Source organism: Enterobacter sp. PL_is379, assembly GCF_055817355.1.
Genome location: NZ_JBVPGT010000026.1, coordinates 18616 through 43053 on the forward strand (window position 1 = coordinate 18616; position 24438 = coordinate 43053).

Below are 24438 nucleotides of genomic sequence, written 5' to 3' on the forward strand. Positions count from 1 at the left end.
GCGCGCGGCGGGGTTTGTATAAGCGAAACGCGTTACGCCGCTTCAGGTTTACGGTGCTTCTCCGGGAGCTTTACCGGCTGCGTCGCCAGTTCGTCCGGTTCGAAATCATCCACGTTAATACTGCGCAGACGGCTCTCTTCAGCTTTCACCAGCAGAGCGGCTTCATCTTTATTGATAATGCCACCGGCGAGCGCCTGTTTTGCCAGTTCGTCCAGACGGGTAAACGGCAGGTTTTTGCCCAGCTGTTTACAGATCTTCTGGTGAATCGGATCGGCAGCCATCACGTCCAGCAGCGCCTCTTCCAGCAGACCCACCGGGTTATGTGGCGTCGGCGTCAGATACTGACCACGACCGATACGGGAGCGGGTTGCGCTCGGTACCTGCAGGATCTTCGCCACCTTGTGGTCCAGCTTGTCGGACGGCGCCAGGTGGTGACGACCGGTCGGGAAGATCACCACGCGCAGGGCGCCTGCCACAAAGCGGTTCGGGAAGTTCGCCAGCAGATCGTCAATCGCCTGTTCAGCCTGATACATCGCATCCTGCACGCCCCAGTGCACCAGCGGCAGATCCGCTTCCTGACGGCCTTCATCGTCGTAACGTTTCAGGACCGCAGAGGCCAGGAAGATCTGGCTCAGCACATCGCCCAGACGGGCAGAGATACGTTCGCGACGCTTCAGGCTGCCGCCCAGCACCGCCATGGAAACGTCAGACAGCAGGGCCAGGTTGGCGCTCAGACGGTTCAGATGCTGGTAATAACGTTTGGTCGCATCGCCGGTCGGCGTGGCGCTGGTAAGGCCGCGCGTCAGGCCCAGCCAGAAGCTGCGCACCTTGTTGCTGCCCACGTGACCGATATGTTTGAACAGCAGCTTATCGAAGGCATCCACGTCGTTGTTCTGCGCGGCGGCCATCTCTTCCAGAACGTAAGGATGGCAGCGAATTGCGCCCTGACCGAAGATCATCATGCTGCGGGTCAGGATGTTTGCGCCTTCCACGGTGATGGCAATCGGTGCGCCCTGATAGCCGCGCGCCAGGAAGTTGCCTTCGCCGAGCATAATGCCTTTACCGCCTGCAATATCCATCGCGTCAATGATTGACTGCTGCGCGCGGTGGGTACAGTGGTACTTCACAATGGCCGACAGTACGGCTGGTTTTTCGCCCAGCATAATGCCGTAGGTAATCAGCGTGGCGGCGGCGTCCATCACGTAGGCGTTGCCCGCGATACGCGCCAGCGGCTCTTCGATACCTTCCATCTTACCGATGGAGATTTTGAACTGACGGCGGATGTGAGCGTAGGCACCAATCCCCATCGCGACCGACTTCAGACCGCCGGTTGAGTTCGACGGCAGGGTAATGCCGCGGCCCACCGACAGACATTCCACCAGCATACGCCAGCCCTGACCGGCCATTTTCGGGCCACCGATGATGTAGTCAATCGGCACAAAGATATCCTGACCGCGGGTCGGACCGTTCTGGAACGGCACGTTCAGCGGGAAGTGACGACGACCAATCTCGACGCCTGGGGTAGAGGTTGGGATCAGCGCACAGGTAATGCCCAGATCTTCTTCACCGCCCAGCAGTTTTTCCGGGTCAGAGAGCTTAAAGGCCAGACCCAGCACGGTGGCGATAGGTGCCAGGGTGATATAACGCTTGTTCCAGGTCAGGCGCATGCCCAGCACCTGCTCGCCCTGCCACTCACCCATGCAGACCACGCCGGTATCCGGGATCGCGCCCGCATCGGAGCCCGCTTCCGGGCTGGTCAGCGCGAAGCACGGAATTTCCTGACCGCGTGCCAGACGCGGCAGGTAATGATCTTTCTGCTCTTCCGTACCGTAATGCTGCAGCAGTTCGCCCGGCCCTAAGGAGTTAGGCACGCCAACGGTAATCGCCAGGATCCCGGAAACGCCTGCCAGCTTTTGCAGCACGCGAGCCTGAGCGTAAGCGGAGAACTCCAGACCGCCGTACTCTTTCTTGATGATCATCGCGAAGAAGCGATGCTCTTTCAGGTACGCCCACAGCTCTGGCGGCAGATCGGCCATTTCGTGGGTGATGGCAAAGTCGTTTGCCATACGGCAGGCTTCTTCTACCGGGCCGTCAATAAACGCCTGTTCTTCCGCGGTCAGGCGCGGCTGCGGATAGTTATGCAGCTTTTTCCAGTCCGGATTGCCCTGGAACAGGTCGCCTTCCCACCAGGTAGTGCCCGCATCAATCGCTTCTTTCTCGGTACGCGACATTGGCGGCATCACTTTGCGGAAGCCTTTGAACACCGGCGCAGAGATCATTGATTTACGCATCGGCGCCAGGTTAAACGGCAGAAGAATGATGGCAAGAGGGACTAAAAGCCAGATATTCCAGAGACCTGCGACGCCAAGCGCAGCCGTCCAGGCCAGAAGAATCAGGCTGCTCAGGAATAAACTTACGCGGTGATAGAACAACACACCGAGCAGAACAACGGTTGCGAGAATGCTCAAAATCATCATAAAGAAAAGCTCCCTTGCTTGTAGGAGGTCTGACCACTTGTGATGATATGGTTGTAGTTGATGTAAATTCCTTTAGCAATGTGTTTACAAAATAATTACAACCTGGTTCACATTGTTCGTGTTTTAGCCGGCACAAAAAATCAAAACGCCGGACGATTCGCATGGCTTTAGCTTCTCGCTTTTCGCGCTATCCGGTACACTCCACTGTGTTATTTCATCAATACTGAAGGATTATCCTCATGTACCAGGATCTTATTCGTAACGAACTGAACGAAGCGGCGGAAACGCTGGCGAACTTTCTGAAAGATGATGCCAATATTCACGCTATTCAGCGCGCAGCGGTCCTGCTGGCCGACAGCTTCAAAGCCGGCGGCAAAGTGCTTTCCTGCGGTAACGGCGGTTCCCACTGCGACGCGATGCACTTCGCAGAAGAGCTGACCGGACGCTATCGCGAAAACCGCCCGGGCTACCCGGCGATTGCGATTTCAGACGTGAGCCACATCTCCTGCGTAGGCAACGACTTCGGTTACGATCACATCTTCTCCCGCTACGTTGAAGCGGTAGGCCGTGAAGGCGACGTGCTGCTGGGGATTTCTACCTCCGGCAACTCCGGCAACGTGATCAAAGCGATCGCTGCCGCGCGTGAAAAAGGGATGAAAGTCATCACCCTGACGGGTAAAGATGGCGGTAAGATGGACGGTACGGCGGACGTTGAAATCCGCGTTCCGCACTTCGGTTATGCTGACCGTATTCAGGAAATTCACATCAAAGTGATCCACATCCTGATCCAGCTGATCGAAAAAGAGATGGTTAAGTAAGACTTCGCTGGGGGCACTCTTGCCCCCGCTGTTGTGGAGGTGACGTATGTGCGAACTGCTCGGGATGAGCGCCAATGTGCCAACCGATATCTGCTTTAGTTTCACCGGGCTGGTTCAGCGCGGTGGAGGAACCGGGCCGCATAAAGACGGCTGGGGCATCACCTTCTACGAAGGCAAAGGGTGTCGCACGTTCAAAGATCCACAGCCCAGCTTTAACTCACCGATTGCCAAACTGGTGCAGGACTACCCCATCAAGTCCCGCTCGGTGATCGCCCACATCCGTCAGGCTAACCGTGGCGAAGTGGCGCTGGAAAATACCCATCCGTTTACCCGCGAGCTGTGGGGCCGTAACTGGACCTACGCGCACAACGGGCAACTCACGGGCTATAAGTCGCTGGAGACGGGCAATTTCCGCCCGGTCGGCGAAACGGATAGCGAAAAAGCCTTCTGCTGGCTGCTGCACAAACTGACGGAGCGCTATCCCCGCACGCCCAGCAACATGGCTGCCGTGTTCAAATACATCGCGACGCTGGCGACCGAGCTGCGTGAAAAAGGCGTGTTCAACATGCTGCTCTCTGACGGCCGCTATGTGATGGCGTTCTGCTCGACGAATCTGTTCTGGATCACCCGCCGTGCGCCGTTTGGCGTGGCGACGCTGCTGGATCAGGATGTGGAGATAGACTTTCAGAAGGAGACCACACCGAACGATGTGGTCACAGTCATTGCAACGCAGCCGCTGACGGGCAACGAAACCTGGCAAAAGATTATGCCAGGCGAGTGGGTGCTATTTTGTCTCGGGGACCGTGTAATTTGACGCCAGCTGTGGATGGACGACTTCGTGGCTCAGCGGTTTGCTGACCACGTAACGGCCATCTACGATAGAGACCACCGGTGGCTTGTGGGTCTGCTCAAAGTAGTCGTAACCTGGCTTCAGCTGTTTCCAGAAATCCGCGTAGTATGAGTACTTGTGACGCGCCATGTTGGCGTCCGTCATGCGGAACGGATAGATGCTGACCTGTACGCTAGGCTGTCCAAAGACCAGCGCGCCGGTCACGAACTGGAATATCTCATCAATGCCGGAATCGGTCATCGCATAACAGCCGATAGACACGCAGGCACCGTGGATCATCAGGTATTTACCTTCATAACCGTGCGCACGGTCATAGGCATTCGGGAAGCCGATGTTAATGGCTTTATAGAAGCGGCTGTCAGGCTTGAGCTGGCTGCGCTGAACGTTGTAGAACCCTTCCGGACTTTTGAAGTCGCCCTGACGCTGTTTTGGCCCCAGCCCGCCGGAGTAGTTACAAATTTTGTAACTATCAAGCAGCTGATAGGTCTCGCCCATTTTCACAAACAGATCGAGAGTGCGTTCTTCCTTGAAGATTTGAATATAAACCGGCGATCCCATTAACTGCTGTTTATATTCCTTGCTGACCGGCGTCGTTGAGCTATTACTGCTGAGCAGTCCGGCAAACGACATGCACGGAATCAGAAGCATCGCAATGAACAATGCGATTTTACGCATACTACTAGTTCCTTGATAAAACCATGACCAACTTGCCAGGACGGCAAAAGAGACCCGAAATCAGATTATTCTGTTAGGAGCGCTCACATTAGCACCGCTATAGATTTTCGCAAGAGCCGGGCGGTGAGTTTACAAATTAGTTTTACTTTATAAACCATCAAAATCGCGATGGCTCCAGGAACTTTGCGCATTAGCTCGCAATTTGGCACGCGCTACGGCGGATTCCCTGCCCGCGAGAAGGGGAAAATGTTACACTTCGCGCCCACTGGATTGTTGTTCATGGAAACCTGCTAACCACATGTTTAAAATAAAAAAAGGACTTGATCTGCCGATTGCAGGCGTGCCCGCGCAGCACGTTTCGACAGGCGCAAGCGTTAATCATGTCGCCATTGTGGGCGACGACTACCTGGGAATGCGACCTTCTATGTTGGTACAGGAAGGCGATCGCGTGATCAAAGGACAGGCGCTCTTTGAGGACAAAAAAAATCCCGGCGTGATGTTTACGGCGCCCGCGAGCGGCACCGTTGTGGCGATTAACCGTGGCGAACGACGCGTTCTGCAGTCGGTGGTTATTCGCATTGAAGGCAACGAACAGCGTGAATTCGCCCATTACGATGCCGCAGACCTCGCGTCGCTGAGCCGTGACGCCGTTCAGGCTCAGCTTCTGGCGTCCGGTTTATGGACCGCGCTTCGTACGCGTCCCTTCAGCAAATCCCCTGTTCCGGGCACGGAACCGGCCGCGATTTTCGTCACGGCCATCGACACCAATCCGCTTAGCGTGGACCCGCAGCCGGTTATCCTGGCGCAGCGCAAAGCCTTCGATGCCGGGTTGACCGTTTTAACCCGCCTCACGTCAGGGAAAGTCCACGTTTGCCAGGCCGGCGGCGGCAAGCTTGGCGGGCATCCGCAGGGGCAGGTCACGTTTAATGAGTTTGCTGGCCCGCATCCGGCGGGTCTGGTCGGAACGCACATCCACTTTCTTGAGCCGGTAAGCCTGACGAAGCGGGTCTGGCATCTGAATTACCAGGACGTTATCGCCATCGGTAAGTTTTTTACGACGGGTGAACTCTGCGCGGAACGCGTCATCGCCATCGGCGGGCCGCAGGCTGCACACCCGCGCCTGGTGAAGACGCTGCTGGGAGCAGACATCAATGAACTGCTGGTGGGGGAAACCAAAGAGGGTGAAAACCGCCTGATTTCCGGTTCGGTCCTCAGCGGACGCCATGCTGCCAATGCACACGCGTATCTGGGACGTTTTCATTTGCAGGTCAGCATTGTGCAGGAAGGGCGTGAGAAAGAGCTGTTCGGCTGGGTGCTGCCCGGTGCGGAAAAATATTCCGTTACCCGCACTACGCTGGGCCATTTCCTGCGTAATAAGCTGTTTAGCTTCTCGACCAGTACGCACGGCGGCGAGCGCGCCATGGTCCCGATTGGTAACTACGAGCGCGTCATGCCGCTGGATATTCTGCCGACCATGCTGCTGCGCGATCTGCTCGCCGGTGATACCGACAGCGCGCAGGCGCTGGGCTGTCTGGAGCTTGACGAAGAAGATCTGGCGCTCTGTACCTATGTCTGTCCTGGAAAATACGAATATGGACCGGTATTGCGCGAGGTGTTAACCCGCATTGAGCAGGAAGGATAACCGATGGGCTTAAAACACCTCTTTGAAAAAATTGAGCCGCACTTTACCGAAGGGAAGCTCAAAAAGTACTACCCGCTGTATGAAGCAACGGCGACCATTTTCTACACGCCGGGGCTGGTGACGAAAGGCGCGGCGCACGTTCGCGACGCCATCGACCTTAAGCGGATGATGATCCTGGTGTGGTTTGCGGTCTTCCCGGCGATGTTCTGGGGGATGTACAACGTCGGTCTGCAGACCATTCCGGCGCTGCACCACATGTACGATGCGCAGCAGCTGGCGCAGGTGCTTCAGTCTGACTGGCACTACCGTCTGGCCCATTCGTTAGGGGTGAGCTTCGCTGCAGACGCGGGCTGGATCAGTATGATGACGCTGGGCGCGGTGTTCTTCCTGCCGATTTACCTCACGGTATTTATCGTGGGCGGCTTCTGGGAAGTGCTGTTTGCCATCATCCGTAAACACGAGATCAACGAAGGCTTCTTCGTGACCTCGATTCTGTTTGCCCTGATTGTCCCGCCCACCTTACCGCTCTGGCAGGCAGCGCTGGGCATCAGTTTCGGCGTGGTGATTGCCAAAGAGATCTTCGGCGGCACCGGGCGGAACTTCCTCAACCCGGCGCTGGCGGGACGTGCGTTCCTCTTCTTTGCCTATCCGGCGCAAATCTCAGGCGATCTGGTCTGGACGGCGGCAGACGGTTTTTCCGGCGCGACGCCGCTTTCACAGTGGGCAGCCCACGGTGGCGAAACGCTGGTGAACAACGCGACGGGTCAGCCAGTCACCTGGCTTGATGCCTTTATTGGCAACATTCCGGGCTCCATCGGTGAAGTCTCGACGCTGATGATTTTGCTTGGCGGGGCGATCATTCTTTTCGGACGTGTGGCCTCCTGGCGGATTGTGGCGGGCGTGATGATCGGCATGGTGCTGACCGCCACCCTGTTCAACGTTATTGGTTCTACTACCAACCCGATGTTCTCCATGCCGTGGTACTGGCATCTGGTGCTGGGGGGCTTCGCGTTCGGCATGATGTTCATGGCGACGGACCCGGTCTCGGCCTCGTTTACAGACAAAGGTAAATGGAGCTATGGCGTGCTCATTGGCGCGATGTGTGTCCTGATCCGCGTGGTCAACCCGGCGTATCCGGAAGGGATGATGCTGGCCATTCTGTTTGCCAACCTGTTTGCGCCGCTGTTCGACTACCTGGTGGTGCGGGCCAACATCAAGCGGAGGAAGGCGCGTGGCTGAGGTTAAAAATAACGACAGCATCAGCAAAACGCTGCTGGTGGTGCTGGTGCTCTGTCTGGTCTGTTCCATCGTCGTGGCCGGTTCTGCCGTGGGGTTAAAACCCCTGCAGCAGGAGCAACGCGCGCTGGATAAACAGCGCAACATTCTGGCCGTGGCCGGGCTGATGCAGGAAGGAATGAGCGCAGACGACGTTTCGGCCGTCTTTGCCGAACGTATTTCCGCGCGGCTGGTGGATTTAAAAACGGGTGAACTGCTGGATAAAGACCCGGCAACCTTCAACCAGGCGCTGGCGCTGAAAGATCCGCAGATGAGCGTGACGCTCGAGGCATCGCAAGATCCCGCCGGGATTAAGCGCCGCAGCAACCTGGCCGAAATTTACCTGGTGCGTGACCCCCAAAAACGCATTCAGGAAGTGGTACTGCCGATCTACGGCAACGGCCTGTGGTCAATGATGTATGCCTTTGTGGCCCTGGATACGGATGGCCGCACCGTTAAAGGCATTACGTATTATGACCAGGGCGAAACGCCGGGGCTGGGCGGCGAAGTGGAAAATCCGAACTGGCGGGCACAGTTTGTCGGCAAGAAAGTGCTCGACGATAACGGTCTGCCTGCGCTGAAGGTGATGAAAGGGGCGGCACGTCCCGGTGACGACTACGCGGTCGACGGGCTTTCCGGCGCCACGCTCACCTCAAACGGGGTGCAGCACAGTTTTGATTTCTGGATGGGCGAGCTGGGCTTTGGTCCTTTCCTGAAAAACGTACGTGAAGGAGCGCTGAACAATGGCTGATACCGGTGAACTGAAAGAAGTGAAAAAGGTGCTCATTGGCCCACTGCTCGCTAATAACCCGATCACGCTGCAGGTGCTGGGCGTCTGTTCGGCCCTGGCGGTAACGACCAAGCTGGAAACGGCGGTGGTGATGACGCTGGCCGTCACGCTGGTCACGGCGTTTTCGAGCATGTTTATCTCGATGATCCGCCACCACATTCCCAACAGCGTGAGGATCATCGTGCAGATGGCGATCATCGCCTCGCTGGTGATCGTGGTCGATCAGCTGCTGCGCGCCTTCGCCTATGAAACCTCCAAACAGCTCTCGGTGTTTGTCGGGCTGATTATCACCAACTGTATCGTCATGGGGCGTGCGGAAGCCTACGCCATGAAAATGCCGCCGCTGGCGAGCTTTATGGACGGTATCGGCAACGGCCTGGGCTACGGCGCGATCCTGCTGACCGTGGGGTTCCTGCGCGAGCTGATTGGCAGCGGCAAGCTGTTTGGCATCACGGTGCTGGACACGGTACAGAACGGTGGCTGGTATCTGCCAAACGGCCTGTTCCTGTTGGCCCCTAGCGCATTTTTCATTATCGGTTTGCTGATCTGGCTGATTCGTACGCTGAAGCCAGAACAGCAGGAAAAGGAGTAACCGACGATGGCTCATTACCTGAGTTTGTTTGTGCGCGCGGTGTTTGTTGAAAACATGGCGCTCGCGTTTTTCCTCGGCATGTGTACGTTCCTCGCCGTGTCTAAAAAGGTCTCCACGGCATTTGGGCTGGGGGTGGCGGTCACGGTTGTGTTGGGGCTGTCGGTTCCGATTAACAATCTGGTGTACAACTTCGTGCTGCGGGACGGCGCGCTGGTGGAAGGGGTTGATCTCAGCTTCCTGAACTTCATCACCTTTATCGGGGTGATCGCAGCGCTGGTGCAAATCCTCGAGATGATCCTCGATAAGTACTTCCCGTCGCTGTACAACGCGCTGGGGATCTTCTTGCCGCTGATCGCGGTGAACTGCGCCATCTTTGGCGGCGTCTCGTTTATGGTTCAGCGTGATTACAACTTCAGTGAATCCGTGGTGTACGGTTTTGGTTCCGGCATCGGCTGGATGCTGGCGATAGTCACCATGGCGGGGATCCGCGAGAAAATGAAATATGCCAACGTGCCTGCGGGTCTGCGTGGCTTAGGGATCACCTTTATCACCACCGGTCTGATGGCGCTGGGCTTTATGTCCTTCTCCGGTGTGCAGCTATAAGGGCTAACAGATGGAAATTATCCTTGGCGTGGTGATGTTCACGCTGATTGTACTGGTGCTGTCAGGACTCATTCTGGCGGCGCGCGCGAAGCTGGTGAATTCCGGCGACGTGGTGATTGATATTAACGACGATCCGCAGAATCAGATCCGCACGCCTGCGGGAGATAAACTGCTCAACACGCTCTCCGGTAACGGTATTTTTGTCTCCTCAGCCTGCGGCGGCGGCGGCTCCTGCGGACAGTGCCGCGTGACGGTAAAAGAGGGTGGTGGCGATATTTTGCCCACCGAGCTGGCGCATATCACTAAGCGTGAGGCAAAAGAGGGCTGTCGTCTGGCCTGTCAGGTTGCGGTGCGCCAGAACATGAAAATTGAGCTGCCGGAAGAGATCTTCGGCGTAAAAAAATGGGAGTGCGAGGTTATCTCTAATGATAACAAAGCCACCTTTATCAAAGAGCTGAAGCTGCGCGTACCGGAAGGGGAAGATGTTCCGTTCCGCGCCGGGGGTTACATTCAGATTGAGTGTCCTGAGCATACCGTGGCGTATGCGGACTTCGATGTGCCGGATGAATACCGCGCCGACTGGGACAAATTCAATCTCTTCCGCTTTGTATCCGAGGTAAAAGAGCCGACGCTGCGCGCCTACTCGATGGCCAACTATCCGGAAGAGAAGGGCATTATTATGCTCAACGTGCGTATCGCCACGCCGCCACCGAATGTGCCGAATGCATCGCCGGGCGTGATGTCGTCATATATCTGGTCTCTGAAGCCGGGAGATAAGGTGACCATCTCCGGTCCGTTCGGGGAGTTCTTTGCGAAAGATACCGATGCGGAAATGGTCTTTATCGGCGGCGGTGCCGGTATGGCCCCGATGCGCTCGCACATTTTTGACCAGCTCAAGCGGCTCGGCAGCAAGCGTAAAATCAGCTTCTGGTACGGGGCGCGTTCGCTGCGCGAAATGTTCTATGACGACGAGTTTGAACAGCTGGCGCGTGAAAACCCGAACTTTACCTTCCATGTGGCGCTCTCCGATCCGCAGCCGGAAGATAGCTGGACGGGCTATACGGGGTTCATCCACAACGTGCTTTATGAAAACTACCTCAAACAGCACCCGGCGCCCGAGGACTGCGAGTTCTATATGTGTGGTCCGCCGATGATGAACGCCGCCGTGATTAAGATGCTGAAAGATCTCGGCGTCGAAGATGAGAACATCATGCTCGATGATTTTGGAGGCTGATGATGCTGACGTTTCTGGCAACCTTTGTGGTTTTTGTGCTTGTCATCTTCGGCATGTCGTTAGGCTGGATCGTTAAACGGAAAAGCATTCAGGGCAGCTGCGGCGGTATTTCCTCCATTGGGATGGAAAAGGTCTGCGACTGCCCGGAACCGTGCGATGCGCGGAAAAAAAGAATGGCCCGCGAGCAGCAGCGCATCATTTAATCTGCCAGGTCGGGTAAGGCGAAGCCGCCACCCGACAATTCCCACGCACACTTCTCAACCCTCATTTGTTTACTGTATACTTATCCAGTGATGAGTGAGGGCTTACTATGCGCAAAATAATCCATGTCGATATGGACTGCTTTTTTGCAGCAGTGGAGATGCGTGACAACCCGGCGCTGCGGGATATTCCCATCGCCATTGGCGGCAGCCGCGTTCAGCGTGGTGTCATCAGCACCGCCAACTATCCTGCGCGCAAATTTGGCGTGCGCAGCGCCATGCCGACGGCGATGGCCTTAAAGCTTTGCCCTCATCTCACGCTTCTGCCCGGGCGGTTCGACGCCTATAAAGAGGCTTCCCTTCATATTCGGGAAATCTTCTCCCGCTATACCTCTCTGATAGAGCCGCTGTCGCTGGACGAAGCCTATCTGGATGTGACCGACAGCGTGCATTGCCACGGCTCCGCCACGCTGATGGCGCAGAAGATCCGCCAGACGATTTTCAACGAGCTGAATCTGACGGCATCGGCGGGGGTCGCGCCCGTTAAATTCCTCGCCAAAATCGCCTCCGATTTAAATAAGCCCAACGGCCAGTACGTCATCACGCCGGAAGAGGTGCCTGCGTTTTTGAAAACGCTACCGCTCGGTAAAATCCCCGGCGTCGGGAAAGTCTCCGCCGCAAAGCTGGAAAGCATGGGGCTACGGACCTGTGAAGACGTGCAGCGAAGCGACCTCGCCATGCTGCTGAAGCGCTTCGGGAAGTTTGGCCGCGTGCTGTGGGAGCGCAGCCAGGGGATTGACGATCGCGATGTGAACAGCGAACGGCTGCGGAAATCCGTCGGCGTTGAGCGCACCCTCATTGAAGATATTCATGACTGGTCCGAATGCGAAACCATTATCACGGAACAGCTCTACCCGGAGCTGGAGCGACGCTTAAGCAAGGTGAAGCCAGACCTGCTGATTGCCCGTCAGGGTATCAAATTAAAATTCAACGACTTCCAGCAGACCACGCAGGAACACGTCTGGCCGCGACTGAATAAAGACGATCTTATCGCGACGGCAAAAAAGGCATGGGAAGAAAGACGAGGCGGGCGAGGGGTGAGGCTGGTGGGATTGCACGTCACGCTGCTGGATCCGCAGTTAGAGCGACAGTTGGTATTAGGATTGTAAAAAAGCCCGGTGCGCTACGCTTACCGGGCCTGCGTTTTTCACCCTCTCCCTGTGGGAGAGGGCTGGGGTGAGGGAATTACTTAACGGGGATCGCTTTCAGCAGTTCCGTCAGCAGCGTCCAGTAATGGCCAACGCTTTCGATATGAACCTGCTCATCCGGCGAGTGTGGACCGGTAATGGTTGGCCCGATAGATACCATGTCCATATCCGGATACGGCTTCTTGAACAGACCACATTCCAGACCGGCGTGGATCACCTGAATGTTCGGGGTGCTGTTGAACAGACGCTGATAGGTTTCACGCACCAGCGCCATCACCGGTGAACTTGCATCCGGCTGCCAGCCCGGGTAGCTGCCTTTGGCAGAGGTTTTTGCTCCCGCCAGCGTACCCAGCGATTCCAGCATGCTCACCACGTACTCTTTACCGCTGTCGATAAGGGAGCGGATCAGGCAGATGATTTCCGCGCTGTCGTCGCTCATGGTCACCACGCCCACGTTCAGCGAGGTTTCCACCACGCCTTTCGCCACGTCAGAGTTGCGGATCACGCCGTTTGGCGTCGCGTTCAGCAGCTGAACGAAGGTGTCACGAGACTTCGCGGTCAGCGCGGCTTTATCCGTGGAGACGGATTCCAGCACCACGGTCAGGTTCTTCTCTTTCGCCGACAGTTCGTTTTTCAGGATATCCAGGTATACGGTGGAGAGTTTTTTCAGCTCGTCGGCTTTTGCCGCCGGTACTGCCACGGTGGCGAAGGCTTCGCGTGGGATCGCGTTGCGCAGGGTACCGCCGTTGAAATCAACCAGACGCAGATCCAGCTCAGCCGCATGGCCTGCCAGGAAGCGCGCCAGCAGCTTGTTGGCGTTGCCCAGACCCAGGTGAATATCGCCGCCGGAGTGGCCGCCTTTCAGACCTTTCAGCGTCAGCTTGAAGGTCTGGAAACCGGCAGGAATCGCTTCGCGTGACAGCGGCAGGGTAGAGATGAAATCAATCCCGCCCGCGCAGCCCATGTAGATCTCACCTTCTTCTTCAGAGTCGGTGTTGATCAGGATATCCGCCTGCAGCCAGTTCGCCTGCAGACCGAACGCGCCGTCCATGCCCGCTTCTTCGGTCATGGTCAGCAGCACTTCCAGTGGACCGTGCTCAACGCTGTCGTCAGCCAGTACCGCCAGCGCAGAGGCCATACCGATGCCGTTATCCGCGCCCAGGGTGGTGCCGCGTGCTTTCACCCAGTCGCCGTCGATGTACGGCTGAATAGGATCTTTAGTGAAGTCGTGAACGGTGTCGTTGTTCTTCTGTGGCACCATGTCCAGGTGCGCCTGCAGCACAACCGGTTTGCGGTTTTCCATGCCTGCGGTGGCGGGTTTGCGGATCAGAATGTTGCCAACCTGGTCACGTTCCGCATGCAGACCTTTTTCCTTCGCCCAGCCCATAATATGTTCGGCAAGCTGTTCTTCATGGTAGGAAGGGTGTGGAATGGAGCAGATTTTGGCAAAAATATCCCACAGCGGCTGCGGAGATAATTGAGACAGTTCAGACACGATAAGTCTCCTTGTCGAGGCGCTGCAAACAAGGTTGCAGGTCACAGGGTTAGCAGGTTAATAGTTACCACAAGTCAGGCTTGCGAGATGAAACTGAGAATACCACTTTCTCCGCTGGCTGGTAGCATAAAGCATGTAAAAACACAGGCAGAGGGCGCTAAACACTGGTTTTTAGTGCGCCAGATCTCTATAATCTCGCGCAACCTATTTCCCCCTCGAACACTTTTTAAGCCGTATAAAAACAGGCTGGGACACTTCACATGAGCGAAAAATACGTCGTCACCTGGGACATGTTGCAGATTCACGCACGCAAACTGGCTGCGCGTCTGATGCCTTCCGAACAGTGGAAAGGCATTATTGCCGTCAGCCGTGGCGGTCTGGTACCGGGGGCGCTGCTGGCACGTGAGCTGGGTATTCGTCATGTCGATACCGTTTGCATCTCCAGCTATGACCATGACAACCAGCGTGAGCTGACCGTGCTGAAACGCGCGGAAGGCGACGGTGAAGGTTTCATCGTGATTGATGACCTGGTAGATACCGGCGGTACTGCGGTCGCTATCCGCGAAATGTATCCGAAAGCACATTTCGTCACTATCTTCGCGAAACCGGCGGGCCGCCCGCTGGTTGACGATTACGTGATTGATATCCCGCAGGATACCTGGATTGAACAGCCATGGGATATGGGCGTGGTCTTCGTACCGCCGATTTCAGGCCGTTAATCCCAGTACGTAACTTTACACGCCCGGCAATGCCGGGCGTTGTTCTTTTTGGCCTGCCACGCGTTACAATAGTCTTCATATGACGTATTCATGGAGGCAACGCAATGACGCAGGCGAATCTCACCGAGACACTTTTCAAACCCCGTTTCAAACACCCTGAAACGTCGACGCTGGTGCGTCGCTTTAATCCGGGTACCCAGCCTGCCGTCCAGTCCGCGTTAGACGGTAAAAACGTGCCCCACTGGTATCGTATGATTAACCGCCTGATGTGGGTCTGGCGCGGTATCGATCCTCGTGAAATCCTTGACGTGCAGGCGCGTATCGTGATGAGTGAAGCCGAGCGTACCGACAGCGAACTCTATGATACGGTAGTGGGCTATCGCGGCGGAAACTGGATCTACGAGTGGTCTAAACAGGCAATGCTCTGGCAGCAGAAAGCCACCCAGGAAGAGGATGCCACGCGCAGCGGCAAGCACTGGCTGCATGCGGCCAATCTCTACGCCATTGCCGCGTATCCACATCTGAAAGGTGATGAGCTGGCCGAGCAGGCACAGGCGCTGGCGAATCGCGCCTATGAAGAGGCGGCTCAACGCCTGCCGGGCCAGATGCGCGAACTCGAGTTTACCATTCCGGGTGGGTCATCCATTACCGGGTTCCTGCATATGCCTGAAGGTGAAGGCCCGTTCCCGACCGTCCTTATGTGCGGTGGGCTGGATTCGTTGCAGATCGATTATTACAGCCTGTATGAGCGTTACTTCGCACCAAAAGGGATCGCCATGCTGACGCTGGATATGCCCTCAATCGGCTTCTCCTCCAAATGGAAACTGACTCAGGATTCCAGCCTGCTGCACCAGCATGCGCTAAAAGCGCTGGAAAACATTCCGTGGGTCGACCACACCCGCGTGGCGGCATTTGGCTTCCGCTTTGGTGCAAACGTCGCGGTGCGTCTGGCTTACCTTGAATCTTCTCGCCTGAAAGCCGTCGCCTGCCTTGGTCCGGTCGTTCACGCCCTGCTCAGCGATCCTGCACGCCAGGGGAGCGTACCTGAAATGTACCTTGATGTGCTGGCCAGCCGTCTTGGCATGCATGATGCATCAGACGAAGCGCTGCGCGTTGAGCTCAATCGCTACTCGTTAAAAACGCAAGGGTTGCTGGGACGTCGCTGCCCAACGCCGATGCTGTCGGGATTCTGGAAAAACGATCCGTTCAGTCCGGAAGAAGAGTCGCGCTTAATCACGTCGTCATCTGCGGATGGCAAATTGTTAGAAGTGCCGTTCAGCCCGGTCTATCAGAATTTCGATAAAGCGCTGAAAGAGATTACGCGCTGGATCGCTCAGAGATTGTGTTAATAGATTGCTAAATTTTGCTGGTTTGGTAAAACAGTGGCTTCACAAAAGGAGATCGCAATGACGTTACCGAGTGGACACCCGAAAAGTAGACTGATTAAGAAGTTTATGGCTCTCGGCCCGTATATTCGAGAAGAGCAGTGTGAAGAGAATCGCTTTTTTTTCGACTGCCTGGCTGTATGCGTCAACGTGAAGCCTGCACCCGAAAAACGTGAATTCTGGGGCTGGTGGATGGAAATGGAAGCAGAGGAAAAACGCTTTACGTATAGCTACCAGTTTGGCCTGTTTAATAAAGACGGCAACTGGCAGGCCACCTCTATTAAAGATCAGGAAGTGATTGACCGCCTGGAATATACGCTTAAAGAGTTCCATGATAAGGCACGCGCACTGCTGGCGACTCTGGATCTCAAGCTCGAGCCCGCAGATAACTTTTCCAGTGAAGCGGTGAAGCTGACTGCCTGATGGTGTCCCAGCGCCGGGTGGCGGCTTCGCCTTACCCGGCCTACAAAAAATGATGGTTTTCTCCCTCTCCCCGTGGGAGAGGGCCGGGGTGAGGGCACCAGCACGCATTAATCCCCGAAATAAAAAAAACCGGCACAGGCCGGTTTTTTATTTCGCATCATCAGAACTGGTAGGTCATACCCACGGCAACGATGTCATCGCTGCTCACGCCCAGTTTATTTTTGTCGTCAATCTGGTTGATTTTATAATCAACAAAGGTGGACATATTTTTGTTGAAGTAATAGGTCGCGCCAACGTCAATGTATTTCACCAGATCTTCGTCACCAATACCTTCGATATCTTTGCCTTTAGACTGGACATAACCCAGGGACGGACGCAGACCAAAGTCGAACTGATATTGTGCGACCACTTCAAAGTTCTGCGCTTTATTTGCAAATCCGCCAGAAATTGGCGTCATATTGCGGGTTTCTGAATACATCGCTGCCAGATAAATATCGTTAGCGTCATATTTCAGACCGGTTGCCCAGGCTTCGGCTTTCTGCCCCTGGCCACGCGCCAGCAGGTTCTGCGCGTTGGTGCGGTCAGAGTTGGTGTAAGCGCCGCTGACGGCGAAATCGCTGCCGCCGAAGTCATAGGTCAGAGAGGTACCAAAACCGTCACCGTTCTGTTTCTTGGCGTCACGGTTTTCGTTTTTGCCCTGGTACTGCAGGGTCATGTCCAGACCGTCAACCGCGCCGAAGAAGTCGGTGTTACGGTAGGTAGCAAGACCGGTCGCACGCTTGGTCATGAAGTTATCGGTCTGCGCGGAAGAGTCGCCGCCGAACTCAGGGAACATGTCGGTCCATGCTTCAACGTCATACAGGGCACCCAGGTTACGACCGTAATCCAGAGAACCAAAGTTTTTCAGCTTCAGGCCCGCGAACGCCAGACGGGTTTTCTGAGAGGAGTCGCTCTCGGCTTTGTTACCTGCAAATTCAGATTCCCAACGGCCATAGCCCGTCAGCTGATCGTTAATCTGGGTTTCGCCTTTAAAACCGAAACGAACGTAAGTCTGATCGCCATCTTTGGTGGCATCATCGCTGATGTAGTGCATGGCTTTCACTTTGCCGTACACGTCCAGCTTATTACCATCTTTATTATAAACTTCAGCTGCGTGAACGGATGCAGAAGCCACTACGCCCATAACCATTAATGCCAGAGTGCTCTTTTTCATTTTCGATCCTGTCTTATAAACGCGCTAAAAAATTCGCTGGACGATAAGCTCATGCTTAAGTCCCGTGAAAAAACAGGAAGGGTTTTATCGTTCTGGAATGAAACTTTTATGACAAACTAAGAATAATTTTAAAAAACTGTGATTTATTATTTCGGTAATAAAAGTGTCAAATTCTCCCGCTACGCTTCCTGATCCCGCGCAACAAAGTGTTTCGCGATGTGCTAAGGCAGTTGGCAACGGGGCTGACTCCTGCTAAAACGTTCGTTCGACATTACTTTCCCTTATCGTTGAACGGCAGAGAATCATGAGTGACAGCCAGACGCTGGTGGTAAAACTCGGTACCAGTGTTTTAACAGGCGGATCGCGCCGCCTAAATCGCGCCCACATTGTTGAGCTTGTACGTCAGTGCGCTCAGTTACATGCCGCAGGGCATCGTATTGTGATTGTGACCTCCGGGGCGATTGCCGCCGGGCGTGAACACCTGGGTTACCCCGAACTCCCCGCGACGATAGCCTCCAAACAGCTGCTGGCCGCCGTGGGGCAAAGCCGACTCATTCAACTCTGGGAACAGCTGTTCTCTATCTATGGCATCCACGTCGGGCAGATGCTGCTGACGCGTGCGGATATGGAAGACAGAGAGCGCTTCCTGAACGCCCGCGATACCCTTCGCGCGCTGCTGGACAACAATATCGTTCCGGTCATTAACGAGAACGATGCCGTTGCTACCGCTGAAATCAAAGTAGGCGATAACGATAACCTCTCTGCGCTGGCTGCCATTCTGGCCGGTGCCGATAAATTACTGCTTCTGACCGATCAGCAGGGGTTGTTCACTGCCGATCCGCGCTCCAACCCGGAAGCCGAGCTGATTACCGACGTTCACGGTATCGACGATGCGCTGCGCGCCATCGCCGGTGACAGCGTGTCCGGCCTCGGAACGGGCGGCATGGGGACCAAGCTGCAGGCTGCTGACGTCGCGTGCCGCGCCGGTATCGACACCATCATTGCGGCGGGCAGCCGCCCAGGCGTGATTGGTGACGTGATGGAAGGCATCTCCGTCGGCACCCGTTTCCACGCTCAGGAATCCCCGCTGGAAAACCGCAAGCGCTGGATATTTGGCGCGCCTCCGGCTGGTGAACTCGTCGTCGATGAAGGGGCTACCGCCGCGATTCTGGAACGAGGAAGTTCATTACTTCCTAAAGGAATTAAAAGCGTGACAGGCAACTTCTCCCGTGGTGAAGTGATCCGTATCCGTAATCTCGAAGGCCGCGACATCGCCCACGGCGTAAGCCGCTATAACAGCGATGCCCTGCGCCGCATCGCGGGTCACCATTCGCAGCAGATCGACGCCATTCTGGGCTACGAATATGGCCCGGTTGCCGTACATCGCGATGACATGATTATTCGTTAAGGAGCCAGAACATGCTGGAACAAATGGGCGCTGCCGCGAAGGCCGCCTCTTACAAACTGGCGCTCCTTTCCAGCCGCGAGAAAAACCGCGTGCTGGAAAAAATCGCTGATTATCTGGAATCACAGTCACAGGAAATTTTGCTCGCCAACGAGCAGGATTTACTGGAAGCGCGCCGCAACGGTCTGAGCGAAGCGATGCTCGACCGCCTGGCGTTGACCCCGGCCCGCCTGAAAGGCATCGCCGACGATGTTCGTCAGGTCTGCAATCTGGCCGACCCGGTAGGGCAGGTAATCGACGGCGGGCTGCTCGACAGCGGTTTACGCCTGGAGCGCCGCCGCGTGCCGCTCGGCGTTATCGGCGTCATTTATGAAGCCCGTCCAAACGTGACGGTGGATGTCGCCTCCCTGTGCCTGAAAACCGGCAACGCCGCTATTCTGCGCGGTGGGAAAGAGACCTGGCGCACCAACGCCGCGACGGTGAAAGTCATTCAGCAGGCGCTGGAAGAGTGTGGCTTACCGGCGGGTGCTGTGCAGGCGATCGAGAGTCCGGATCGTGCGCTGGTCAACGAAATGCTGCGCATGGACAAATACATCGACATGCTGATCCCGCGCGGCGGCGCTGGCCTGCATAAGCTGTGCCGGGAGCAGTCGACGATTCCGGTGATCACCGGCGGTATCGGCGTGTGCCATATCGTGGTCGACGATAGCGCTGAGATTGCACCGGCGCTGAAGATTATCGTTAACGCGAAAACCCAGCGTCCAAGCACCTGTAACACCGTTGAAACGCTGCTGGTGCATCAGGATATTGCGAACACCTTCCTGCCGGCCCTGAGCAAACAGATGGCAGAGAGCGGCGTGACGCTGCATGCTGACGCCAGTGCGCTCGCGCTGCTGCAGGATGGCCCGGCTAACGTGGTTCCCGTCAACGCGGAGCAGTACGACGACGAGTTCCTGTCACTGGATCTGAACGTGAAAATCGTTACCGACCTTGACGACGCCATTGCACACATCCGTGAGCATGGGACGCAGCATTCTGACGCCATCCTGACGCGTACGCTGCGCAATGCCGATCGCTTCGTGAACGAAGTGGATTCCTCTGCGGTGTACGTTAATGCCTCCACCCGCTTCACCGACGGCGGCCAGTTCGGCCTCGGCGCTGAGGTGGCGGTCAGCACGCAGAAACTGCACGCGCGCGGTCCGATGGGGCTGGAAGCGCTGACCACGTACAAGTGGATCGGCTTCGGCGACGATACGATTCGTGCGTAAATAATAACGGGTGATGCAAAAGTAGCCGTTTGATTCAAAAGGGCATTGACGCATCACCCGGATAGATCTAACCTTTTGCCCCGTGGTTACACTCGTAACCGGCCTCTCAGGGCCGATATAGCTCAGTTGGTAGAGCAGCGCATTCGTAATGCGAAGGTCGTAGGTTCGACTCCTATTATCGGCACCATCTTTTATAATAAAATCATCAAGTTATTATTGCATTGTTTTGCTTTGTTCAACACTAATGTGCAATTTTGCGCGTTGTAGATGTGGCAAAATTGTGGCAAGTACAGTGAGATTGTTTGTGGCTCAATGCAAGGGTATGCTAACGGCACGTGTTACCTTGTAGCTCCCGTCGATCTTGTCTTTTGAGCAATATTACTACTTTGATGGTTTCTGGTTACGGATGTTGTCAGTCCAGTTCGCAGCCAGCACAGTTTGACCTAAAGGATGTTATTACAATAACCTACGCAGGCATTCAAACACGTTTAGTCTGCCATTTAGGTTATTGCATTCACTTGACGACCCATTTGCATTTCACTTAGTCATATCTAACAAAAAAATGCATTCGATACCCTACTATTGACAGGCAGCTTTGAGCGATCTGCTGACATTACCAGCATAGTGGCGTATTAATCATCTAGGAGCAGGTCACAATCTCAGCCATCAAGCTCTGGACTAACCCAACTGTGAAACGCTGCAGACTAACAAGACCATCTTCGTCGTCCTCGCCGTAGAAACGTGTGAAGGCAACCGATCGCACCTTCTCATAGTCTTCACCATGTTCATCGCCTCCAAAACGCTTGGCGAGCGCCGCCAGCACGTACTTCAAAGACTCTTGGTCCTCCTCTGAACGAATAGAGCTATGACTTCGCTAGAGACAAAGTCGCTTACTTAGCTTCCCTGTTTCGATGTTGCAACTCACATATTTTTAACTTTCAGAATGTGTTACCCAATAGTTCGTGCTAATGCTACTATTTGTATTCAATCGGATTAATGATGTTGTTACGCGAGTCCATTGAACTCAACATAAGGGAGTATATGGGGTTAGCTGAAACATTAGTTAGTATTCCGCAGTCTGAAAGAGGCGGTGAGATTGCTCAACGTGGGTTTGACTATCAAACTTGCTGGGCTTTATCTCAAATGCTGGAATATGAACTAGATGAAAAGAACTATGTGTTTATCTTCGAATATCATGATGATGTTCTTATTCTTGATGACGAAGTTTCTCCAACACAACTCACATTTGCTCAAGTAAAAACAAGAGAGAAACACTGGACTGCATCCACTCTTAGTAATAGCACCAAGAAGAACCCAATATCTATCATCGGTAAGTTATTTATTCATCAAAAGAATTTCGCCGAATATTCACCCAAGCTCCTTTTTGTTACTAATGCTTCTTTCAATCTATGTGAGGAAAACGGTGGTAAGTCTTGTTTTGGTGCAAATGAAGTCAAAGTGGAGTATCAGACGAGCTTTAAGAAAGCAATCAAAGATCAAGTAAAGCTTGATGACTCCAGTATCGATCTTTCTGTTATGCGTTTCGTTCAATCCTCATTAAGCCTAGATGACCACATTACACATCTAAAAGGTAAACTATGCGATTTCCTTAGCAAGAAGTTTGGCGATAGCATTAGCCTGAGTGTTAATGCATTAGCTTCTTTGCTTGAACAGGCGTGTCGAGAAAAATCCAAGGTAAAATCCGCAGATATTATTAATTTTCCTGAACTTATCTCACGAAAGGGTTTCTCATCAGAAGCATTGAATGGTGTGCTTGATTCCTTGAATGCAAGTAATAGTTTAAAGCCTGATTGGGACAAAGCTAGTCCCCTATTCAATGATCTTGGCAAAACATCGCTTCAGCTCATTATCCTGCAAGCCATGTTCTCACAAATTTGCATCGACCTTAACCAAAACAAAAAAAATCCTTCGACTGTATATCTAGAATATGCAATTAGCCTTTACGATGAGGCGAGTGCTCACTCGGATTTGAAATTATATCTAACTGAAACCATGTACAAAATTGATGCACTTTGTCCAGATTATGCATTGACTTTAAAGTCAGGGAAGAAAGAATGCATAGTTATTTACTCAATAATTCAGAAGCTCTTAGAGGGAGGTGAATAATGAAAAGCATATACTTTAAAAGTGCTCATATATTATCCCTTCGCGATAAGAAAGGATTCTCCTTCAAGTTCTCACCTGATATTAATATCATTACAGGTGAGAACGACACAGGTAAGTCTAGCTTTATTAAGAGCTTATATCATACATTAGGTGCTGATGTTCGACTGGATAAAAAGTGGAAAGAAGATAACTTTGTTTCAAAAGTTGTTATTTGTGTTAATAATCGTGACTATGCGTTTCTTCGCCACGAAAAACGTATTTCCATTTTCGATATAACAGCAGGACAAGAGCATCACTTAGTGACCTCTAGCTCTCGTGCAGAGATTGCATTAGCTGTGCGTGATGTCTTTGATTTCAATTTGGAGCTTGTGACTAAAACTAATTTGGTTCAGGGACAAGCACAACCAGCAAGTCTTTATCTCCCTTACTATATTGATCAAGATAACGGTTGGGGGAAAGTTTTAGATTCATTTAGCAGTTTGGCTATGTATGAGGACTGGCAAAAAAATATCTTGAATTTTCATACTGGTGTAAAACCAAAGGAGTACTATACTTTACAAGGAAAGATTAATTTAATTGATATCGATCTTGTTGAAATCCGAACGACGTTAAAAGCTCTAAAGAGAGCTAAAAAGCGATTCGAAGAGTCATTTGGAAGAGTACTTTTCGATGTGGATGTAAAATATTATGAAGAGCTGCTGGAACGTTTCCTTCGTAAGTGCCAAGACTTACATCAAGAAGAAACAGAATACAGAATTAAGCTCATAAAAATATTATCTCTACGAGATGAATTAGTAACAGAAATAGAGGAATCAAAAAGACAGCTCGATGAAAATGATATAGATTCTTTGCTACCATCGGCAGGCTTAGAAGCAAGATATGTAGTACTTGAGAATAAAGAAAAGCTATTGCAAATCATACCAAAGTTGTATGAGGAAAAATCTGTATATGATGATCAACTCTCTAAAATTAAAGAAGATTTGAAACAGGCTATAAGCTTAAGCTCAGAACTCAAAAACATGCTTCTGGAAGTCAAAGAGCAACTGACTCTTCAAGACGTTATTAAGTCTCAAGCAAGTAAGCAGGTTGAGGTAACTTTCGATGAGCAAATTAACGAATTACTGCTAAAAATAGGCGAATTGGATGTTGCTAGAACTCAGCTTTCAAAAGAAATAGCAAAGTTCGAAGATAAAAAGCGAGCAAAAGAAATCAATGATAAGTTTAAAGAGTCACTGAAGTTTGCGCAAACTGAGTTAGGTATCAAAGATCCTAAAGTTGGAACTATTCTTCAATATGGTCCGATTTCTAAGAGCGAAACAGGCAGCCGTGCTCCAAGATCAATATTGGCTTATCACTATGCTCTTCTAAAAACAATAGAAGATAAATCGACAAGTCCTATGCTTCCAGTAGTAATTGACTCGCCTAAACAACAAGATCCAGATCCGCGTACAACAAAAAAGTTATTCGATTTATGTATTAATGGTTTATCAACTAATAGCCAGCTAATTATCGGCTCAGTTTCATTTGAAAGAGAAACGAATCAGTTTAAAACACTTATTATGACTGAAAAATACAGTCTGCTAAAATCAGAGCTTTACAATCAGGTTTATCAAGAGATTATGCCTCTTTATGAACGAGCTGCGTTATCATAATCTGATCATTTATATGGGAACACGCTCATCACTATGAGTGTGTCTCCTCATAGTTACGCTAGCTATCAATTAAATTAGCCTATTCAATTGACCAGCTCTTCATTGATCAACAATAAGTGCTATTAGCTACTTCAGCTTTCGGCACAGAGCGGACGAGATGGCTGGTTTGAAGGTCCGCTGTGAGCGAAAAGCGGAAGTTCGTAAGGTATTGCTAACACGCCGGGTGCTAATCGACTGGGAGTAGGTCATATTAGCAGCTCGAATCAGAGATTGTCGTTCGGCGGTCAGAGGCACCTGAACGACTGAATCGACCTGTTAAATCCACAGCACTAAGTGGTCGGTCAACATGATTGATTAAAAATTCTGACGCTAAGTTCGTTGCTAATG

General features: G+C 53.1%; 22 protein-coding genes and 1 tRNA gene. 18 read left to right on the forward strand and 5 right to left on the reverse strand.

Annotation, left to right across the window (positions count from 1 at the left end; all coding sequences use genetic code 11):
• Positions 1-32: 32 nt before the first annotated feature.
• Entirely contained in the window at positions 33-2477 is a 2445-nt protein-coding gene (gene fadE, locus AC0TOY_RS08020; protein ID WP_024909461.1) for an acyl-CoA dehydrogenase FadE, read from the reverse strand.
• Between the two features lie 239 nt (positions 2478-2716).
• Between fadE and lpcA the strand changes: the two genes are divergently transcribed.
• Positions 2717-3295 carry a D-sedoheptulose 7-phosphate isomerase gene (gene lpcA, locus AC0TOY_RS08025; protein ID WP_010427884.1) on the forward strand — a complete coding sequence of 193 codons (579 nt, stop codon included), beginning with the start codon at positions 2717-2719 and terminating at the stop codon, positions 3293-3295.
• Positions 3296-3341: 46 nt separating this feature from the next.
• Entirely contained in the window at positions 3342-4109 is a 768-nt protein-coding gene (locus AC0TOY_RS08030; protein ID WP_267214421.1) for a class II glutamine amidotransferase, read from the forward strand.
• On the opposite strand, the gene dpaA is transcribed toward AC0TOY_RS08030, so the two are convergent.
• Positions 4080-4820, reverse strand: a complete 741-nt coding sequence (dpaA, locus tag AC0TOY_RS08035) for a peptidoglycan meso-diaminopimelic acid protein amidase (protein WP_024909462.1) — start codon at positions 4818-4820, stop codon at positions 4080-4082. The genes AC0TOY_RS08030 and dpaA overlap by 30 nt on opposite strands.
• Before the next feature lie 298 nt (positions 4821-5118).
• Here dpaA and AC0TOY_RS08040 point away from each other — a divergent pair, with 298 nt between their 5' ends.
• The 8 genes from AC0TOY_RS08040 to dinB all read left to right on the forward strand — a co-directional run bounded on the left by AC0TOY_RS08040 (position 5119) and on the right by dinB (position 12325).
• A complete protein-coding gene (locus AC0TOY_RS08040) occupies positions 5119-6462 on the forward strand; it encodes a Na(+)-translocating NADH-quinone reductase subunit A (protein ID WP_407820552.1) in 1344 nt (447 codons plus the stop codon).
• 3 nt (positions 6463-6465) lie between these two features.
• Complete coding sequence (locus AC0TOY_RS08045; RefSeq protein WP_061715914.1) at positions 6466-7701, forward strand: NADH:ubiquinone reductase (Na(+)-transporting) subunit B; 1236 nt, start codon at positions 6466-6468, stop codon at positions 7699-7701.
• Positions 7694-8488 (forward strand): Na(+)-translocating NADH-quinone reductase subunit C, encoded by a 795-nt coding sequence (locus tag AC0TOY_RS08050; protein WP_024909465.1) that lies wholly within the window; start codon positions 7694-7696, stop codon positions 8486-8488. Before AC0TOY_RS08045 ends, AC0TOY_RS08050 begins: the two co-directional genes overlap by 8 nt.
• Complete coding sequence (locus AC0TOY_RS08055; protein WP_024909466.1) at positions 8481-9119, forward strand: NADH:ubiquinone reductase (Na(+)-transporting) subunit D; 639 nt, start codon at positions 8481-8483, stop codon at positions 9117-9119. Before AC0TOY_RS08050 ends, AC0TOY_RS08055 begins: the two co-directional genes overlap by 8 nt.
• A 6-nt stretch (positions 9120-9125) precedes the next feature.
• The gene (nqrE, locus tag AC0TOY_RS08060) at positions 9126-9722 is read left to right on the forward strand and encodes an NADH:ubiquinone reductase (Na(+)-transporting) subunit E (protein WP_023334613.1); all 597 of its coding nucleotides are present in this window, start codon (positions 9126-9128) and stop codon (positions 9720-9722) included.
• Positions 9723-9732: 10 nt separating this feature from the next.
• Positions 9733-10956 (forward strand): NADH:ubiquinone reductase (Na(+)-transporting) subunit F, encoded by a 1224-nt coding sequence (gene nqrF / locus AC0TOY_RS08065; protein ID WP_407859471.1) that lies wholly within the window; start codon positions 9733-9735, stop codon positions 10954-10956.
• A complete protein-coding gene (gene nqrM / locus AC0TOY_RS08070) occupies positions 10956-11159 on the forward strand; it encodes a (Na+)-NQR maturation NqrM (RefSeq protein WP_023615899.1) in 204 nt (67 codons plus the stop codon). Before nqrF ends, nqrM begins: the two co-directional genes overlap by 1 nt.
• A 107-nt stretch (positions 11160-11266) precedes the next feature.
• Positions 11267-12325: a DNA polymerase IV gene (gene dinB, locus AC0TOY_RS08075; protein WP_473721695.1), complete on the forward strand. Its 1059-nt coding sequence runs from the start codon at positions 11267-11269 to the stop codon at positions 12323-12325.
• A gap of 76 nt (positions 12326-12401) precedes the next feature.
• On the opposite strand, the gene pepD is transcribed toward dinB, so the two are convergent.
• Positions 12402-13859 (reverse strand): cytosol nonspecific dipeptidase, encoded by a 1458-nt coding sequence (gene pepD / locus AC0TOY_RS08080; protein ID WP_032646976.1) that lies wholly within the window; start codon positions 13857-13859, stop codon positions 12402-12404.
• A 260-nt stretch (positions 13860-14119) separates the two neighbouring features.
• Between pepD and gpt the strand changes: the two genes are divergently transcribed.
• From gpt to crl, 3 genes are all read left to right on the forward strand, one after another.
• On the forward strand, positions 14120-14578 hold the full coding sequence (gene gpt / locus AC0TOY_RS08085; RefSeq protein ID WP_010427903.1) for a xanthine phosphoribosyltransferase: 459 nt from the start codon (positions 14120-14122) through the stop codon (positions 14576-14578).
• Between the two features lie 104 nt (positions 14579-14682).
• The gene (gene frsA, locus AC0TOY_RS08090; protein ID WP_045909843.1) at positions 14683-15927 is read left to right on the forward strand and encodes an esterase FrsA; all 1245 of its coding nucleotides are present in this window, start codon (positions 14683-14685) and stop codon (positions 15925-15927) included.
• A 57-nt stretch (positions 15928-15984) separates the two neighbouring features.
• Complete coding sequence (gene crl / locus AC0TOY_RS08095) at positions 15985-16386, forward strand: sigma factor-binding protein Crl (RefSeq protein WP_024909470.1); 402 nt, start codon at positions 15985-15987, stop codon at positions 16384-16386.
• 160 nt (positions 16387-16546) lie between these two features.
• Here crl and phoE read toward each other — a convergent pair whose 3' ends face one another.
• A complete protein-coding gene (gene phoE, locus AC0TOY_RS08100; protein WP_032646978.1) occupies positions 16547-17599 on the reverse strand; it encodes a phosphoporin PhoE in 1053 nt (350 codons plus the stop codon).
• A gap of 304 nt (positions 17600-17903) precedes the next feature.
• Between phoE and proB the strand changes: the two genes are divergently transcribed.
• From proB to AC0TOY_RS08115, 3 genes are all read left to right on the forward strand, one after another.
• Positions 17904-19007 carry a glutamate 5-kinase gene (gene proB / locus AC0TOY_RS08105; RefSeq protein WP_008501877.1) on the forward strand — a complete coding sequence of 368 codons (1104 nt, stop codon included), beginning with the start codon at positions 17904-17906 and terminating at the stop codon, positions 19005-19007.
• A gap of 11 nt (positions 19008-19018) precedes the next feature.
• Positions 19019-20272 (forward strand): glutamate-5-semialdehyde dehydrogenase, encoded by a 1254-nt coding sequence (gene proA, locus AC0TOY_RS08110; protein WP_473721696.1) that lies wholly within the window; start codon positions 19019-19021, stop codon positions 20270-20272.
• A 111-nt stretch (positions 20273-20383) separates the two neighbouring features.
• Positions 20384-20459, forward strand: a tRNA-Thr gene (locus tag AC0TOY_RS08115).
• Between the two features lie 453 nt (positions 20460-20912).
• On the opposite strand, the gene AC0TOY_RS08120 is transcribed toward AC0TOY_RS08115, so the two are convergent.
• Positions 20913-21095 carry a hypothetical protein gene (locus AC0TOY_RS08120; RefSeq protein ID WP_473721757.1) on the reverse strand — a complete coding sequence of 61 codons (183 nt, stop codon included), beginning with the start codon at positions 21093-21095 and terminating at the stop codon, positions 20913-20915.
• A gap of 218 nt (positions 21096-21313) precedes the next feature.
• On the opposite strand from AC0TOY_RS08120, the gene AC0TOY_RS08125 reads away from it, so the two are divergent.
• Together AC0TOY_RS08125 and AC0TOY_RS08130 are read left to right on the forward strand one after the other, a co-directional pair.
• Positions 21314-22399: a DUF4297 domain-containing protein gene (locus AC0TOY_RS08125; protein WP_172951202.1), complete on the forward strand. Its 1086-nt coding sequence runs from the start codon at positions 21314-21316 to the stop codon at positions 22397-22399.
• Positions 22399-24051: a coiled-coil domain-containing protein gene (locus AC0TOY_RS08130; protein ID WP_001575467.1), complete on the forward strand. Its 1653-nt coding sequence runs from the start codon at positions 22399-22401 to the stop codon at positions 24049-24051. The genes AC0TOY_RS08125 and AC0TOY_RS08130 overlap by 1 nt, the downstream gene beginning before the upstream one ends.
• The last annotated feature ends 387 nt before the right edge of the window (positions 24052-24438 follow it).